The sequence below is a fragment of the Actinomadura rugatobispora genome, assembly GCF_042656285.1.
GTDB lineage: Bacteria > Actinomycetota > Actinomycetes > Streptosporangiales > Streptosporangiaceae > Spirillospora > Spirillospora rugatobispora.
In genome coordinates this window covers 11850-28015 of sequence record NZ_JBHSON010000044.1, presented here as the reverse complement: position 1 = coordinate 28015, position 16166 = coordinate 11850, and the positions used below count along the sequence as shown (strand labels likewise).

Annotated in this window: 14 protein-coding genes; 10 read left to right on the top strand and 4 right to left on the bottom strand. The window is 75.2% G+C overall.

Going from position 1 to position 16166, the window contains the following annotated elements:
• Positions 1–72: 72 nt before the first annotated feature.
• Positions 73–2019, bottom strand: coding sequence for a helix-hairpin-helix domain-containing protein (locus tag ACFPZN_RS28935; RefSeq protein ID WP_378285393.1), 1947 nt, complete (start codon positions 2017–2019; stop codon positions 73–75).
• Between the two features lie 52 nt (positions 2020–2071).
• On the bottom strand, positions 2072–3025 hold the full coding sequence (locus ACFPZN_RS28930) for an aldo/keto reductase (RefSeq protein WP_378285392.1): 954 nt from the start codon (positions 3023–3025) through the stop codon (positions 2072–2074).
• A 218-nt stretch (positions 3026–3243) separates the two neighbouring features.
• Between ACFPZN_RS28930 and ACFPZN_RS28925 the strand changes: the two genes are divergently transcribed.
• Complete coding sequence (locus ACFPZN_RS28925) at positions 3244–4062, top strand: undecaprenyl-diphosphate phosphatase (RefSeq protein ID WP_378285391.1); 819 nt, start codon at positions 3244–3246, stop codon at positions 4060–4062.
• 58 nt (positions 4063–4120) lie between these two features.
• Positions 4121–4789 (top strand): hypothetical protein, encoded by a 669-nt coding sequence (locus ACFPZN_RS28920; RefSeq protein ID WP_378285390.1) that lies wholly within the window; start codon positions 4121–4123, stop codon positions 4787–4789.
• Between the two features lie 172 nt (positions 4790–4961).
• Here the strand turns inward: ACFPZN_RS28920 and corA are convergent, their stop codons facing one another.
• Positions 4962–5963 carry a magnesium/cobalt transporter CorA gene (corA, locus tag ACFPZN_RS28915; protein WP_378285389.1) on the bottom strand — a complete coding sequence of 334 codons (1002 nt, stop codon included), beginning with the start codon at positions 5961–5963 and terminating at the stop codon, positions 4962–4964.
• 84 nt (positions 5964–6047) lie between these two features.
• On the opposite strand from corA, the gene ACFPZN_RS28910 reads away from it, so the two are divergent.
• The 4 genes from ACFPZN_RS28910 to ACFPZN_RS28895 all read left to right on the top strand — a co-directional run bounded on the left by ACFPZN_RS28910 (position 6048) and on the right by ACFPZN_RS28895 (position 9093).
• On the top strand, positions 6048–6776 hold the full coding sequence (locus ACFPZN_RS28910; protein WP_378285388.1) for a histidine phosphatase family protein: 729 nt from the start codon (positions 6048–6050) through the stop codon (positions 6774–6776).
• A 10-nt stretch (positions 6777–6786) separates the two neighbouring features.
• On the top strand, positions 6787–7338 hold the full coding sequence (locus ACFPZN_RS28905) for a DUF3090 domain-containing protein (RefSeq protein ID WP_378285387.1): 552 nt from the start codon (positions 6787–6789) through the stop codon (positions 7336–7338).
• A gap of 121 nt (positions 7339–7459) precedes the next feature.
• Positions 7460–8233: an SCO1664 family protein gene (locus ACFPZN_RS28900; protein WP_378285386.1), complete on the top strand. Its 774-nt coding sequence runs from the start codon at positions 7460–7462 to the stop codon at positions 8231–8233.
• A gap of 65 nt (positions 8234–8298) precedes the next feature.
• Positions 8299–9093 carry an NRDE family protein gene (locus ACFPZN_RS28895; protein WP_378285385.1) on the top strand — a complete coding sequence of 265 codons (795 nt, stop codon included), beginning with the start codon at positions 8299–8301 and terminating at the stop codon, positions 9091–9093.
• Between the two features lie 56 nt (positions 9094–9149).
• Here ACFPZN_RS28895 and ACFPZN_RS28890 read toward each other — a convergent pair whose 3' ends face one another.
• Positions 9150–10700 carry an AMP-binding protein gene (locus tag ACFPZN_RS28890; RefSeq protein WP_378285384.1) on the bottom strand — a complete coding sequence of 517 codons (1551 nt, stop codon included), beginning with the start codon at positions 10698–10700 and terminating at the stop codon, positions 9150–9152.
• A gap of 162 nt (positions 10701–10862) precedes the next feature.
• Between ACFPZN_RS28890 and ACFPZN_RS28885 the strand changes: the two genes are divergently transcribed.
• Genes ACFPZN_RS28885 through ACFPZN_RS28870 form a run of 4 tightly spaced genes read left to right on the top strand, consistent with a single transcriptional unit; the run spans position 10863 to position 16165 of the window.
• Complete coding sequence (locus tag ACFPZN_RS28885; protein ID WP_378285383.1) at positions 10863–12365, top strand: ABC transporter substrate-binding protein; 1503 nt, start codon at positions 10863–10865, stop codon at positions 12363–12365.
• 19 nt (positions 12366–12384) lie between these two features.
• Positions 12385–13329, top strand: a complete 945-nt coding sequence (locus tag ACFPZN_RS28880) for an ABC transporter permease (RefSeq protein ID WP_378285382.1) — start codon at positions 12385–12387, stop codon at positions 13327–13329.
• Positions 13326–15272, top strand: coding sequence for a dipeptide/oligopeptide/nickel ABC transporter permease/ATP-binding protein (locus ACFPZN_RS28875; RefSeq protein ID WP_378285381.1), 1947 nt, complete (start codon positions 13326–13328; stop codon positions 15270–15272). The genes ACFPZN_RS28880 and ACFPZN_RS28875 overlap by 4 nt, the downstream gene beginning before the upstream one ends.
• Complete coding sequence (locus ACFPZN_RS28870) at positions 15269–16165, top strand: ATP-binding cassette domain-containing protein (protein ID WP_378285380.1); 897 nt, start codon at positions 15269–15271, stop codon at positions 16163–16165. The genes ACFPZN_RS28875 and ACFPZN_RS28870 overlap by 4 nt, the downstream gene beginning before the upstream one ends.
• The last annotated feature ends 1 nt before the right edge of the window (position 16166 follow it).

The window sequence follows — 16166 nt, the reverse complement described above, 5'->3', positions numbered from 1 at the left end:
GCCGCTTACGGTCAGTTCCTGCCTCACTGGACGCCTGTCTCAAACCTCCGCGACGCCACGAACCTCGCTCGCTCACTGGACGACGAGCCGCGCCAGGCGGGTGCGCCGCGGCGGCGCGGGACGCTCCCGCACGGCCGCCGCCAGCGCGGGACCGGCCGCCTGCACCACCGACAGATGGCGGCGCGCCAGCCCGAACGCGGTCGCCACCAGCGGGCGCGACAGCCCGGCGGTGTCGTCGACGCCGTCGGGCGGCAGCACGGCGACCACGGCGGCGTACCGCGCGCCCCGGCCCAGCGCCACGGTGACCGCCCACCCGGGGCGCAGCCGCGAGGCAAGCGCGGGCGGCACCACCGCGGTGCCCCGGGCGAACCGCACGCGCAGCCCGGCGGCGTCGGCGCCGGTGACGGTCCCGCTCTCGCCCACCGCGGCCTGGGGGAGCGGGGCGGCGACCAGGACGCGGTCGCCGACGTCGAAGCCGCCGAACCTGCCGGGCCCGGGGTTGAGCTCGGCCTTCAGCGCGGTGTTGAGCGCCGCCGCCCCGGCCTCGCCCGGCGCCGCCGGGACGACGACCTGGATCTCCTCGACGGGGATGCCCAGGGCGCGCGGGATGGAGTCGGTGACCAGTTGCACGGTCCGGTGCACCGCCTCGGCCGCGCTCGCCGCCGGGACGATCACGACCTCCCTGCCGGGCGCCTCGACGTTCCTCAGCTCTCCGGCCCGCACTGCGGCGGCCAGCGCGGCCGGCGGATCGGCGGGCCCGCCGGCGGCGGGCTCGAGCTCGACGACGGGGACGGTCTCGGAGCCCTCCAGATCGTCCAGGACGCGGCCGGGCCCGGCGGGCGGGAGCGCCTGCGGCTCGCCGCACAGCACCAGGTGGGTGCCGTCCGCGCACGCCTGGACGAGCACGGCGCCCAGCTCGACGTCCAGTCCGGCGGCGTCGGTGAGGATCACCAGGTCCGCCTCCAGCGGCCGCTGCTCGCCCCGGCCGAACACCACCGCGCCCGGAACGGCGTCCGGGACGCCCTCGGTGCTCTCCAGCGGCTCCAGGAGCGCGTGCAGGCCGCCGATCGCGTAAGCGGGCGCCTGAGCCTCCGCAGGGGCCCCTTCCCCGGCCCCCGCCGCCCCGGTCCCTGCCGCGCCGGTTTCCGCCGCCTCGGCCGCGAGGTCGGCGGCGGCGCGGTCGGTGGGCGTCACCACGGCGGCGCGCACTCCGTGGGCGGCGGCGGCCTCCGCGAGCGCCAGCGCGGTGCCGGTCAGGTCCGCGGCGGTGCCGCGCAGCACGCTCACTCCGGTGCGCAGCGCCGCCGTGAAGGCCAGCGAGCGGTCCTCGGGCAGCCCGGACCGCACCGCCTTGATCGCGGCGTCGTCCAGCAGCGGCACGGCGGTGGCGTTGAGGCGGGCCAGTCCCTCGGCGGCGTCCTCCTCGGCCAGCGCCCACCGTGCCAGCCCCAGCGTCTCCTCCGGTTCGGGGATCTCCTCGAGGTCGCCGTCCTCGAGCGCGGCCTCGTCGAAGTCCGGCTCCTCGGTGAGCGCGATGGCCTCGGCGGCGTCGAGCGCGTCCTCGATCGCCCGCGCCGGCTCGGGGACCCTGAGGCGTTCCAGCGCGGAGGCGACCTCGGCGGGCGGGGTGACGGTGTGGCCGTGCCGGGCCGCGTCCGCCAGCAGGTGCCCGACCAGCGCCCGGCCGCGCCGCCGGTCGCCCGGCGTCGCCTCGTCGCCGAGCACCTGGCGGGCGAAGTGGTCGGCCTGCCGCGGCGCCACCCCCGGCACGCGCAGCAGCCGCCACGGGTCCTCGCGCAGGCGGCCCGCGGCGCCCGGCCCGAGCCGGGCCAGGCCGGGCCCGGCCAGCGCCGCCGGGACGCCCGCCCCGGCGAACAGCTCGGTGAGCGCGGCCCGGTCGGCGGCGGAGGGGACACCGGAAGGCGAGCCGGCGGGAGGGCCGGCGGGAGGGCCGGCGGGAGGGCCGGCGGGAGGGCCGGCGGGAGGGCCGGAAGGAGAGTCGGAGTGGGAGTCGGTCACGGGCTCCGGATCGTAGCCGATCAGGGCGCCCAGGGACGGCCCGCGGCGCGCGTCACGGCGAAGCCGGGGCCATGTCGGACACGTCGTCCAGCGCCGCGCGGATCTCCATCGGCAGGGTGAGCTGCTCGCTCGCCAGCGCCTGTTCGAGCTGCGCCGCCGTGCGGGACCCGACGACCGGCGCGGCCACGCCGGGCCGGTCGCGCACCCACGCCAGCGCCACGCTCAGCGGCGTCACCCCGAGGCCCTCGGCCGCCGTCACCACCGACTCCACGATCCGGCCGCACTCCTCGTCCAGGTAGGGCTGGACGAACTCGGCGAAGTGCGGCGCGGCCGCCCGCGACCCGGCCGGGATGCCGGTGCGGTACTTGCCGGTCAGCACCCCGCGGCCCAGCGGCGACCACGGCAGCAGCCCGGCCCCGGCGTCCAGCGCGGCCGGAACCGCCTCCCGCTCGATGTCGCGGCGCAGCAGCGAGTACTCCAGCTGCGCCGCGATGACCGGCTCGCGGCCCGGCCAGGCGCGCTGCCACGCGGCGGCCTTGGCGATCTGCCAGCCCGCGTAGTTGGACACCCCGACGTAGCGGGTCCGGCCGGACAGCACGGCCTCGTCCAGCGCCGAGAGGGTCTCCTCCAGCGGCGTGAACGGGTCGTAGGCGTGCAGCTGCCACAGGTCGACGTACTCCAGGCCGAGCCGCTCCAGGGAGGCGTCCAGGGAGGCCAGCAGGTGGCGGCGGGAGGCGTCGTAGCGGCCGTTGGAGCGGATGGCGGCCTTGGTGGCGATGACCAGTTCGTCGCGGCCCACCACCTCGCGCAGCAGGTGCCCGAGGATGCGTTCGCTGAGGCCGTCGCTGTAGACGTCGGCGGTGTCCACCAGGGTGCCCCCGGCGTCCACGAACGCCGTCAGCTGCGCGGCCGCCTCGTCGGGGTCGGTGTCCTGCCCCCAGGTCATGGTGCCCAGGCCGAGCCGGGACACCACGAGCCCGCTCCGCCCGAGGTGACGCTCTTCCATGGTCGGAACAGTAGCGGGAGGCGCCGACCGGTCGGTCCGCCGAGCCCGCGCCGGGCCCCCGCCGAGCCCCTGCCGGCACCGGCCGCCGGACGCGGGACCGGGGATGACCGCGGGGTTACCGATCCCTGGCCGGGCGCTGATCCGCGCCGCCGTCACCGCCGGTGACCGCGCGGGTACGCTCGCAGCCTGCCGTCCGTGCCCGAGGGGAGGCGCCGCCCGTGAACGTCGTGGAAGCGACCGTGCTGGGGATCGTCCAGGGACTCACCGAGTTCCTTCCGATCTCCAGCTCGGGGCACATGCTGTTCGTGCCGGAGTTCCTGGGCTGGAAGGACCCGGGGGCGGCGTTCAGCGCGGTCATCCAGATCGGCACGATGGCCGCGGTGGTCCTCTACTTCCGGCGCGACCTGGCCCGCATCGCCGCCGCCTGGACCAGGAGCCTGTGGACGCCCGCGCTGCGGCACCACCAGGACGCGCGGACGGGCTGGTACATCGGCCTGGGGACCGTCCCGATCGCGGTGTGCGGGCTGGCGTTCAAGGACTTCATCGAGGGCCCGTCCCGGAACCTGTGGCTCAACGCCTCCGCGCTGGTGGGGATGGGCCTGCTGCTGATGGCCGCCGACCGGGCGGGCGCCCGCAAGCGCGAGGTCGGCGACCTGAACCTGCGCGACGGCCTGGTCATCGGGGCGTTCCAGGCGCTGGCGCTGATCCCCGGCTCCTCGCGGTCGGGGTCGACGATGACCGGGGCGCTGTTCCTGGGGTACACGCGCGAGGCCTCCGCCCGCTACTCGTTCCTGCTGTCGGTGCCCGCGGTGGTGCTGTCGGGGGTGTTCGAGCTGCGGCACGCGTTCGGCGGCGGGCTGCCCGTCGTCCCGACGGCCGTGGCGACCGCGGTGTCGTTCGCGGTCGGCTACGCGTGCATCGCCTGGCTGCTGAGGTACCTGGCCCGGCACTCGGTGATGGTCTTCGTGTACTACCGGCTGGCGTTGGGCGGGATCATCATGGCGCTGCTCGCCGCCGGTGTCCTCTCAGCGACCTGAGGCCGCGGTCCCGCCGCCGTCTGTCGCCGCCGGGGGCGGCGGGCTAGAGTGCCCAGCCATGGCCTCACCACGGTTCCCCCAGCAGCCGCCCGAGGACGACGTTCCCGGGGGCCCGCTCTTCGGCGCCGGCCGCGACCGGGCGCCCGGCTACCTGGCCTCCCTGCGCTCGGGGACGGTGCTGGGCCAGCTGCGGACGCTGGCGCTGGTGCTGGTCGTGGCGCCGCTGCTGATCCTGGCGATCTCCCCGCTGATCGTGCGCGGGGGCGACGGCGGTGACGGCGTCCTGCCGCTTCTGCTGTGCGTGCCGCTGGTGGCGGGCGCGCTGGTCACGGTGGCGGTGGGGCCGCGCACGCCGCGTCCGCTGCCGCCGGGGCAGGACCGCGAGCGGGCGGCGGCGCTGGCGCTGGTGCAGTTCCGGCAGGCGGTGCTGGTGCGGTACGCGCTGGCGGAGGGCGTCATCCTGCTCGGGCTGCCGCTGGCCATCGCCGCGGAGACCGTGCTGGTGTTCCTGGCCGGGTTCGTGCTGGGCTATCCGCTGCTGCTGTGGCTGGCGCTGCCGACGGCGGGCATGGTGGAGCGGATCCGGCGGCGGCTGGAGGCGCGGGGCGCCCAGTCGCACCTGTGGGCCGCGCTGCTGGCGCCCGCTCTCGCGCGGACGCCCGGCGCCTCCTACCCTCCGCGTCCCGGCGGGCCGGGAACGGGTCCGGGCCCGGTCTCCAAGTCCTGAACACCCTGAACGCCCTGAACGCCCTGAGTGACGGCGCCGGGCGCCGCAGCTGAGGCGGGCCGGCGGGGCAGCCGCGGCCCGTTGTGGATCAGCAGGAAGACCAGCAGGATCCACAGCAGCACCAGCGTGATGACGGTGATCGGCCACAGCTTGTGCGGCCGGTGCGGCCGGGTCACAGCCAGCCGCTCTTCCGCAGCCGGATGTAGACGATCACGCAGACGGTGACCATGACCAGCATCATCGCCGGGTACCCGTACAGCCAGCGCAGCTCGGGCATGTAGTCGAAGTTCATGCCGTAGAACCCGGCGACCATGGTGGGCACCGCGATGACGGCGGCCCACGAGGAGATCTTGCGCATGTCCTCGTTCTGCCGCTTGCCCAGCAGCGCCAGATGCGCGGTGAGGACCGAGTTGAGCAGCTCGTTGTGCGCGTCGACCTGGCCGTCCACGCGCAGCAGGTGGTCCAGGACGTCGCGGAAGTACTCGCGGGTGTGGGCGCACTCGGGGACCCGCCCGCGCGTGATCTCCTGCATCACCGGGATGAGCGGGTCCTGGGCGGTGCGGAACTCCAGGACCTCCCGCTTGAGGGAGTAGATGCTCTCGGTGACGTCGGGCCCGCCGGGGCGGAACACGGCCCGTTCCAGCTCGATGATGTCGACCTCGACCTCGTGCGTCACGTCGCCGTAGTGGTCGACGACCTCGTCGCAGACCGCGTACAGGACGGCGGCGGGCCCGTGTTCGAGGAGGTCGGTGTCCTGCTCGAGGCGCTTGCGGACGGGCCCGAGCGGGTTGCCCGGCCCGTGCCGGACGGTCACCACGAAGTCGGCGCCGAGGAACAGCATGATCTCGCCGACCTCGATGTCGGAGGTGGCGTCCTTGTACACCAGCGTCTTCAGGACGACGAACAGGGTGTCGCCGTAGCGTTCCAGCTTGGGTCTCTGGTGGGCCGAGACCGCGTCCTCGGCGGCCAGCGGGTGCAGCCCGAGCTCGTCGCGGACCAGGTCGAACTCCTCCTCGGTGGGCTCGTGCAGCCCGATCCACAGGAAGACGCCGCCCGCCGCGCCGCCGGGCCCCGAGCGCGCGGACTCGGCGCGGGCGGCGTCGAAGGCGTCGCTGATGTCGCCCTCGATCGTGCGCCGGACGCCGCGCGCGTAGATGGCCTTGTCGACAATCACGGAAACCCATCCTTGCGCATCCGGCCGATCGGGGCCATCCGTGCGATCGGCGCGCATCGGGTGTGATCTCGTAGAGTGCCTGGCGTGACGACGCTTCTGCTTGTGCGGCACGGCCTCACCGCGATGACGGGGCCGCTGCTCGCGGGGTGGACCCCCGGGGTGGCCCTGGACGAGCGGGGCCGCGCCCAGGTCCGCGCCCTGGGCGGGCGGCTGGCCCCGGTCCCGCTGGCCGCCGTGGTGTCCAGCCCGCTGGACCGCTGCCTGGAGACCGCCGACGCGGTCGCCGCCGGCCGCGACGGCATCGAGAAGGTGCGGGTGGACGAGCGGTTCGGGGAGGTCCGCTACGGCGACTGGACCGGCCGGCCGCTGAAGGAGCTGGCCGAGGAGCCGCTGTGGCGGGTGGTGCAGGCGCATCCCAGCGCGGCGCGCTTCCCCGGCGAGGACGGCGAGGCGCTCGCCGACGCCCAGCACCGCGCGGTGACCGCCGTCCGCGACTGGAACGCGCGGATCGCCGGCGAGCACGGTGAGGACGCCGTCTACGCGGTGTGCAGCCACGGCGACATCATCAAGGCGATCGTGGCGGACGCGCTGGGCCTGCACCTGGACCAGTTCCAGCGGATCCAGGCCGCGCCCGCGTCGGTGACCGTGATCCGCTACACCGAGCTGCGCCCCTTCGTGGTCCGCCTGAACGACGTCGGCGGCGACGTCGCCGACCTGCTGCCGCCCCCGCCCCGGTCCGAGGACGAGGAGAACGGCGGGGACGCGGGGGGCGCCGGGGGACGCGGGGACGCGGCGGTGGGCGGCGGCGCGTAGGGTCGTTGTCATGCCGGTCATCTCCTATGAACTGCCGGAAAGGTTCGTCGCCGGGGCCGTGGGCCAGCCGGGCGACCGGGCCTTCTACCTGCAGGCGCGGTCCGGCCGCCGGGTCACCAGCGTGGGGCTGGAGAAGTTCCAGGTGACGCTGCTGGCCGAACGCCTGGAGGAGCTGCTGGACGAGGTGCTGCGCCGCAGCGGCGGCGACGCGCCGGTGCCCGCGGTGACCCCGTCGGAGCTGCGCGACGACGGTCCGCTGGACCAGCCGGTCGAGGAGGAGTTCCGGGTCGGCACGATGGCGCTGGCCTGGGATCCCGAGGACGAGCAGGTGGTCATCGAGGCGCAGGAGGTCACCGAGGGTGAGGACGACGACGCCGAGGTCGGCGAGGACGACCCGGCGATCGCGGTGCTGCGGGTGCGGATCACCGCGGCGCAGGCCCGGGCGTTCGCCGAGCGGGCGCTGAAGGTGGTGGCGTCGGGCCGTCCGCCGTGCCCGCTGTGCGGGCTGCCGCTGGACTCGGCCGGGCACGTGTGCCCGCGGCAGAACGGCTACCTCGGGTGAGCGCGCGGCACGCGGCCGGCGCGGCGCGCGGGGGCACCGCGGCGGGCGCGCGGGGCGATCGGACGCGGCCGGGACGGCGGCTGTGCTGGATCATGGGCGGGGTGGCCGGAAGAATGAACGCATGACGCAGTCCTCCCGGGATCGAACCCCCGCCGGCGACGGCACCGTCTCCCCCCGAGACACCGAGACCGCCGAGCGGCTGCTGAGCCTGGGCCGCCTCTCGGTGGAGGGCCGGCTGGTCCAGGCGTCCAACGCCACGCTGTACTGCGCGATCGAGTGGGAGGGCCTGAGCGCCGCCTGCGTCTACAAGCCGGTGGCGGGCGAGCGCCCGCTGTGGGACTTCCCCGACGGGACGCTGGCCGAGCGCGAGGTGGCGGCGTACGCGGTGTCGGAGACGATGGGGCTGCACGTGGTGCCGCCGACGGTGCACCGCGACGGCCCGTACGGGCCGGGCATGGTGCAGCTGTGGGTGGAGCCCGACCCCGAGGTCGACCTGGTGGCGCTGTCGCGGTCGGAGGACGACGCGGCGATCCGGCGGATGGCGGTGTTCGACGCGGTGGTCAACAACGCCGACCGCAAGATCGGGCATCTGCTGCCGCCGGGCGACGGGCACGTGTACGGCTGCGACCACGGGGTGTGCTTCTCGGTCGACTACAAGCTGCGGACGGTGCTGTGGCAGTGGCGGGGCAAGCCGCTGCCGCGGGAGTCGGTCGAGGCGCTGGCCCGGGTCGAGGCGGGGATGCGCGACGGCGGCCCGCTGGGGCGGCGGCTGGGCGAGCTGCTCACGCCCGAGGAGGTCGACGCGACGCGCCGCCGGGTGGAGCTGATGCTCAAGCACCGCATCCACCCGTACCCGCCGGAGGACTGGCCGGCCATCCCCTGGCCGCCCATGTAGCCGGGTGATCGCGGCCTGCCGCCCCGGTGTCGGGTGCTTTGTCGGCCAATGCTCCAATAGGGGTCATGTGCACGGCGATCGTCAGCTTCGACCCCTCGTCCCCGGTGCCCGTGATCCTCGTCGGTGTGCGCGACGAGTTCCTGGAGCGGTCGTGGCGGCCGCCGGGCCGGCACTGGCGGGACCGGCCCGCCCTCGTCGGCGGGCAGGACCTCCGGGCGGGCGGGACGTGGCTGGCCGCCGATCCGGGGGCGCGGCGGGTGGCGACCGTGCTGAACGCGCGCGGCCCGGCGGCGCCCGAGGACGGCCGCCGGTCGCGCGGCGAGCTGCCCCTGCTGGCGGCGGCCACCGGCGGGCCCGGTCCGCTGGACCTGCCGCGCTTCGACCCGTTCCTGCTGGTGGGCGCGGAGCCCGGCGGCGTGCGGCTGTGGCACTGGGACGGCGCGGACCTGGACGAGCGGGAGCTGGGCCCGGGCCTGCACATGATCCTCAACAGCGGGCTGGAGGGCGAGGGGCCGCACGCGGGCCGGACCGAGGACGCGCACATGGCGGCCCGGCTGGGGCACTTCCGGCCCCGTTTCGCGGCGGCCCGGCGGCCCGAGCCGCGGCCCGTCCCGTCGCTGGACGCGGGCCCGTCGGCGGCCGAGCCGGTGGAGCGGGCGTGGGGGGAGTGGCTGCCGCTGGTGAACGGCGACGGCCTGGCCCGCACCGATCCCGCGTCGCTGCTCCCGCTGGCCGATCTGGGCGAGGGTCGGATCTGGGGCACCAGCTCGATCTCGCTGCTGGCGCTGTCGCCGGAGGGCGTCCGCTACGACTTCAGCGCCTCCCCGGGCGACCCCGGCGCCTGGACCCAGGTGCTCTGAGAGGGTCCCTGAACGAGGCGCTCCGCGGGGTTCGCCCGGTCGACGGCGACGGGGCGTCAGCGGAGGGCGCGGCGGAGCACCTTTCCGGCGGGATTGCGCGGCAGGTCGCCGCGTATCTCGACCCGCCGGGGGCACTTGTAGTGCGCCAGCCTGTCCCGGCAGAAGGCGATCACCTCGGCCGGCTCCACCCGGGCCCCCGGACGGGGCACGACCACCGCCTTGACGCTCTGGCCCCACCTGTCGTCGGGGATTCCGAGGACCGCGGCCTCCCTGATCGACGGGTGGGCGGTCAGGACGTTCTCGACCTCGGCCGGGAAGATGTTCTCGCCGCCCGAAATGATCATGTCGTTGAGCCGGTCGGTCAGGTAGAGGTAGCCGTCGGCGTCGAGGCGGCCGCAGTCACCGGTGCGCAGCCAGTTGTCGGGCGTGAGGGCCGACTCGCCGTCCGGGCGGTTCAGGTAGCCGACCATGGTCTGGGCCGTGCGCACCCAGACCTCGCCGACCTCGCCCGGCGGCAGCGGGCGTCCCGTGTCGGGGTCGGCGATGCGCAGCTCGACGTGGTCGAGGGGGCGGCCGGCGGAGGCGAGCCGCCCGCGGGGGTCGTCGGGGTCGTGGTCGGCCTGGTCCAGGTGGGCGATGGGCGCGGTGGTCTCGGTCATCCCGTACGCCTGGACGAAGCCGCAGTCCAGGGCGCGCAGGGCGCGGGCCAGCAGGGCCGGGGCGATCGGTGAGGCGCCGTAGGCGATGGTGCGCAGCGAGGACAGGTCGGTGCCGGGCAGCGCGGGGTCGTCCAGCAGCTGGTGGATCATCACCGGGACCAGCATGGCGATCTCCACCCGGTGGCGTTCGATCGCGGCCAGGACGGCCCCCGGCTTCGGGTCGGGCAGGAGCACGACGTGGCCGCCGTGGTGGCCGTTCACGTAGATCTGCACGGTGCCCCCGACGTGGAACACCGGCGACACGACCAGGGTGGCGACGCCCGGCCGCACGCTGCGCCAGGCGGGCGGGTGCGCGAGCTGCTCCCTGATGCCGCGGACGCCGAGCATGACGCCCTTCGGCGTGCCGGTCGTGCCCGAGGTGAAGAAGACCAGGGCGATGTCGTCGGGTTCGGGGACCAGTCCCGGGTCGACGGTCCTCTGGGCGTCGCGCCAGGCCGGATAGGACGCGTACCCGTCGGGCGCGGGCCCGCCGCCGGGCGGGACGACGAGGACCTGCGGTGACAGGCCCGCGGCCGTCAGCGCCGTGGCCAGCGTCGGCGCGAACTCGGCGTCCGCGACGACGAGCCGGGGGCGGGCCTCGGCGAGGATCGCGGCCAGCTCGCCGGAGGACAGCCGCCAGTTCAGGGACGCGACCGTGGCGCGGACCTTGCTCGCCCCGTACAGGAACTCGCAGTAGGCCATCGAGTTCCGGCCGAGGTGGGCGACCAGGTCGCCGGGGCGCACCCCGGCGGCGGCCAGGCCCTGCCCGACCCGGCTGGCCGCGGCGTCGAGCTCGCGGAACGTGCGGGTCAGGTCGCCCCCGGGCCCGGTCCCGGGGACGGTGACCGCGGGCTGGTCGGGGGCGGCGACGGCCCAGTGACGGATGATCTCGGCCAGGCATGTGGTCATACGGGTGCGCTCCGCTCGCAGACGATCGGGCTACATACCAGTCCGTATGGCGGCGGATGTCAATAGCCCAGTCTTCCTGGATCTATCGGATCGAAAAGTCTTGTCGCAGGCCATACTCGAAGGTATGGTCCCGGCATTCCCTGTGCTGAGAGGACTGGCCGCATGCACAGCACCCACCCCATCCGCCCCCTGGCCGCCGCCGCCCCCCTGCTCCTGCTGCTCGCAGCCTGCGGGTCGCCCGGCGCCGCGACCGGTGACGCGACACTGAGCCTGGGGGAGATCAGCCATCTCCAGACCTTCGACCCGGCGAAGGCCAACACGCCGCAGATCGCCTACCTGCGGCCGGTGTTCGACACGCTGATCAGCAGCCGCGGGTCCGGCGAGTACGGCCCCGGGCTGGCCACCACGTGGACCTACACGGGCTCCGACCTGGTCCTCACCCTGCGGAAAGGGGTGAAGTTCACCGACGGCACCCCGTTCGACTCCTCGGTGGTCAAGGCCAACATCGAACGCGGCAAGAAGGTCGACGGGCCGCTGGCGGCGGTGTCGTACAACCTCGTCGAGAAGGTCGAGACCCCCGACCCGTACACGGCCGAACTGCGCCTCGCCAGGCCCGGGCCGTCGATCGTCCAGATGCTCAGCGGCGTCCCCGGCATGATGCTCAGCCCCAAGGCGTTCAACGACCCCAAGGTGGACCGGAACCCCGTCGGCACCGGCCCCTGGAAGCTGGACGCGGCCTCGTCCGTCGAGGGCGACTCCTACACCTACGCCAAGAACACCGGGTACTGGGACCCGTCGGTGCAGAAGGCGGACAAGGTGCGGATCCGCGCCTACACCGACGCCGGCGCCATGATCAACGCGCTGCGCGGCGGGCAGGTCCAGGCCGGCCCGGTCTCCGGCGCGCAGGTCAGGTCGGCCGAGCAGAGCGGGCTCACCGTCGAGCGGGACCCCGGGCTGCCGGCCGGACTGCTCGTCCTCGACCGGGACGGCGGCACCGTCCCCGCGCTCAAGGACGTGCGGGTGCGGCAGGCCATGGCGTACGCGATGGACCGCGCCGCGATCAACTCCTCGGTGATGTTCGGCACCGGTGACGCGGACGGCAACCTGTTCGACGACAGGAGCCCGGCGTACGAGCCCGCGCTCAAGTCGTCGTACCCGGCCGACCTCGCCAAGGCCAGGCGCCTGATGGCCGAGGCGGGCCACCCGGACGGGTTCGCGTTCGACCTGCCCACCAATCCCGTCTTCGCCAACCTGGCGGAGGCCGTCGCCGGCGCGCTCGGGAAGATCGGCATCAGGGCCAGGCTCGTCAACCTGCAGGCGGGCAACCTCGCCGTCCAGCTCCGCTCCAGGAAGTACCCGGTCGCGGTGCTCCAGCTCCCCGCGGACGACCCGTACCTGTTCTACCAGCAGACCCTGAGCCCGAAGGGCCCCTACAACCCCTACGGCGCCACCGACCCGCGGATCGAGGCGCTGGCCGCGCGGGCGTCCACCAAGACGATCCGGGACGGCGCGGCCGAGTACCGGGGCCTGTACCGGCGCGCCGCCGAGCAGGGGTACGTGATCACGCTGGTCCGCGGCTACCGGATGCTGGCCGTGCGGAAGGGGGTGTCGGGGGCGATCCCGGTCGGCACCGCCCCCGACCCGCGCAACGTCACCGCCCGATGAGCCGGGGACCGGGTGCGGCATGCTGAGACTGATCATCTCCCGGCTGGCGGCGCTGGCGCCGCTGCTGCTCATCGTGTCACTGGCGACGTTCCTGCTGTCCGCGCTGCTCCCGGAGGAGCCGGCGGCCATCGTCGCGGGCGACAACACCGACCCGGCCAACCTGGCCCGGATCAGCGCGCGGCTCGGCACCGACCGTCCGCTGATCGTGCGGTACGGCGACTGGCTGGCCGGCGCGGTCACCGGTGACCTGGGGACCTCCTACTTCTCCAGCGTCCCGGTGGGCCCGCAGCTGGCCGAACGCGCCGGGACCACGCTGTCGATCGCCGCGGGCGGGCTCGTGCTGGCGACGCTGTTCGGGACGACCGCCGGAATCCTGGCGGCGGTGCTGCGGGGCGGCGCGGTCGACCGCGCGGTGACGCTCCTCACCTCGACCGCGATGGCGGCGCCCCCCTTCTGGGTGGGACTCCTCCTGGTCTCGTTCTTCGCGATCAGGCTGGGCTGGTTCCCGCCCGCCGGATACGTGCCGCCCGCCGGCGGCCTCGGTGCCTGGCTCGGCTCGATCGCGCTGCCGTCGGTGGCGCTCGCCCTTGCCCCCGGCGCCTACCTCGCCCGCCAGACGCGCGGCTCGATGGTGGGCGTGCTGGAACGGGAGTACGTGCGGACCGCGATCGCCCGCGGGTACCGGCCGGGCCGCGTGATCCTGCGGCACGCGGTCCGCAACGGGCTGTCCCCGGTCGTCACGCTCCTCGGCTTCCAGGTCACGATCCTCATCGGCGGGTCGCTGGTCGTGGAGAAGGTCTTCGCCCTCCCCGGGCTCGGATCGCTGGCCATCGAGGCGGTGCTGCGCCAGGACATCCCCGTGGTCCAGGGCCTGGTGGTCACGATCGCGACCGCGGTCGTCCTGGTCAACCTGCTGCTCGATCTGGTGTACGGGTACCTCAATCCGAAGGTGCGGCTGTCATGAGAGCCATCTCCCGGAAGTTCCTGGGCAACCGGCCCGCCGCCGCGGGACTGGCGGTCCTGGTCGTGCTGCTGGCGGCCGCGCTGTGCGCGCCGCTGATCGCCGCCCACCCGCCCGACGCGCAGTCGCTCGGCGAGGCGCTGCGCGGGCCGTCCGGCGCGCACTGGCTCGGCACCGACGACAAGGGGCGCGACCTGTTCGCGCGGCTGCTGTACGGCGCCCGGTCCGCCTTCGTGGTGTGCGGCGCCTCCGCCGGGCTGGCGATGCTGATCGGCGTGCCGATCGGGCTGGTCGTCGGATTCCTCGGCGGCTGGTGGGACCGGGTGGTCATGCGGCTGGTGGACGCGATCGTCGCCGTTCCGGCGCTGGTGCTGGTCTTCGCGCTGGTGGCGCTGCTGGGGCCGGGCCTGTCGAGTACGGTCACGGCGCTGGGCCTGGTGTTCTCGACGGTGTTCGTCCGGCTGGTCCGGGGCGAGGTGCTGGCGGTGCGGGAGGAGCCGTACGTGGCGGCCTCGCGGGTCGGCGGCGCCGGGCCGGTCCGCCTGATGGCCACCGGGGTCCTGCCGGTGATCGCGCCCGCCGTCATCATGCAGGCGAGCCTCACCTGCGGAACGGCGCTGCTGGCCGAGGCGGGCCTGTCGTTCCTCGGGCTGGGGGTGCAGCCGCCCGACGCGAGCTGGGGGTCGATGCTGAACGCCGCGCAGACGGTCGTCGACATCGCGCCCTGGCTGGCGGTGCCGCCGGGCCTGGCGATCCTCGCCATGGTCCTGTGCTTCAACGTCGTCGGTGACGGGCTGCGCGACGCCCTCGCGCGCCAGGCGGCACCGGTCCGCCGCTCCCGGCCGCGCCTCCGGGTGCCGCGGCGTGCGGGCCTGTCCCGCCGCGCCGCCGGCCTGCCCGCGGTCTGGCAGGTCACCGGGCCGGACGCCGGGCCCGGCGCCGAGCTCGGCCGGGAGGCGCTGCTGGTGGTGCGCGACCTCGAGATCAGCCTTTCCCCGCCCCGGACCGGCCCGCCGGTGCCGGTGGTCAGCGGCCTGTCCTTCGAGGTGGCGCCCGCGGAGATCGTCGGCCTGGCCGGCGAATCCGGCTGCGGCAAGACCGTCACCGCGCTCGCGCTGCTCGGGCTCGTCCCGCCGCCCGGACGGATCACCCGGGGGTCGATCCGGCTCGGCGGCACCGAGCTCGCCGGTGCGTCCGCGGCGACGCTGCGCGCGGCGCGCGCCCGCGACCTCGGGGTGGTCTTCCAGGAGCCGCACGCCGCGCTCAACCCCGCGCGCACGGTCGAGGACCAGCTCACCGAGCCGCTCCGGGTGCACCTGGGCATGTCGCGCAGGCGGGCGCGCGAACGCGCGGCCGAACTCCTCGACCGGGTCGGCATCCCCGAACCGGCGGCCAGGCTCGGCGCCTACCCGCACGAGCTGTCCGGCGGGATGGCCCAGCGCGTGATGATCGCCGCGGCCATCGCGTGCGAACCCAGGCTGCTGATCGCCGACGAGCCCACCACCGCCCTGGACGTCACCGTGCAGAGCCAGGTCCTGGACCTGCTCGCCGACCTGCGCGCGGACACCGGGATGTCCGTCCTGCTCATCAGCCACGACCTCGGGGTGGTGGCGGACCTGTGCGACCGGGCGATCGTGCTGTACGCGGGCGAGATCGCCGAGTCCGCCCCCGTGGACACGCTGTACGCCGCGCCGCGGCACCCCTACACCGCCGACCTGCTGCGCGCGGTTCCGCGCAACCGGCCCGGCGGCGACCTGGCGGGCATCCCGGGGAGCGTCCCGCGGCCCGGCGCCTGGCCGGCGGGCTGCCGTTTCGCCCCGCGCTGCGCGAGCGCGCTGCCCGGCTGCTCGGCGGCGCCGGTCCCGCTGCGCCGCACCGGCGACCACCAGGTCCGCTGCGTCCGGGCGGACCTGGTGACGGCGGGCGACGAGCGGAGGACGGGATGAGCGACCTGCTGCGGGTACGGGGCCTGACCGTGCGGTACCCGGGCCGGCGCCCGTGGCCGTGGTCGCCGCACCGTCCCGTGGACGCGGTGACCGGCGTCGACCTCGACCTGGAGAAGGGCCGCACGCTCGGCCTGGTGGGCGAGAGCGGGTCGGGCAAGTCCACGCTCGGCCGGGCCGTGCTGCGGCTGCTCCGCCCGTCCGGCGGCACGATCCGCGTGGGCGAGTTCGACGTGACCGGGTTCGGCCTGCGGGTTCCGCTCGAGTACCGGCGGGCCGTCCAGGTCGTCTGGCAGGACCCGTTCGGCTCCCTCCATCCGGTGCGGACCGTCGGGTCGACGCTGGCCGAGCCGCTGCGCATCCACTTCGGGCTGGACGGCAGGGAACTGCGAGACCGGGTCGGGGAGCTGCTCGAACGCGTCGGCCTGGACGCGGACATGGCCGATCGCCGCGCCCACGAGTTCTCCGGGGGCCAGCGGCAGCGCGTCGCCATCGCCCGCGCGCTCGCCGTCCGGCCGCGGCTGCTCATCCTCGACGAGCCCGTGAGCGCGCTCGACGTGTCCACGCAGAGCCAGGTGATCGCGCTGCTCCGGGAGATCCAGCGCGACACCGGCACCGCCTACCTCTTCATCGCGCACGATCTGGCGGTGGTCCGGCACGTCTCCCACCGGATCGCGGTGATGCGCCGGGGACGCGTGGTGGAGACCGGACCCTCCGACCGCGTCTGCGACGAGCCCGCCCACCCGTACACCAGGGCGCTGATCGAGGCCGTCCCCGAACCCGAGCCGGCCCGGCAGCGCGCCCGTCGCGCCGCCCGCCGCACGGCCCGCGGCACCGCAACCTCCGGCACCCCCGAAACCGCCGACACCCCTGACACCTCCGACACGGAAAGCTGAC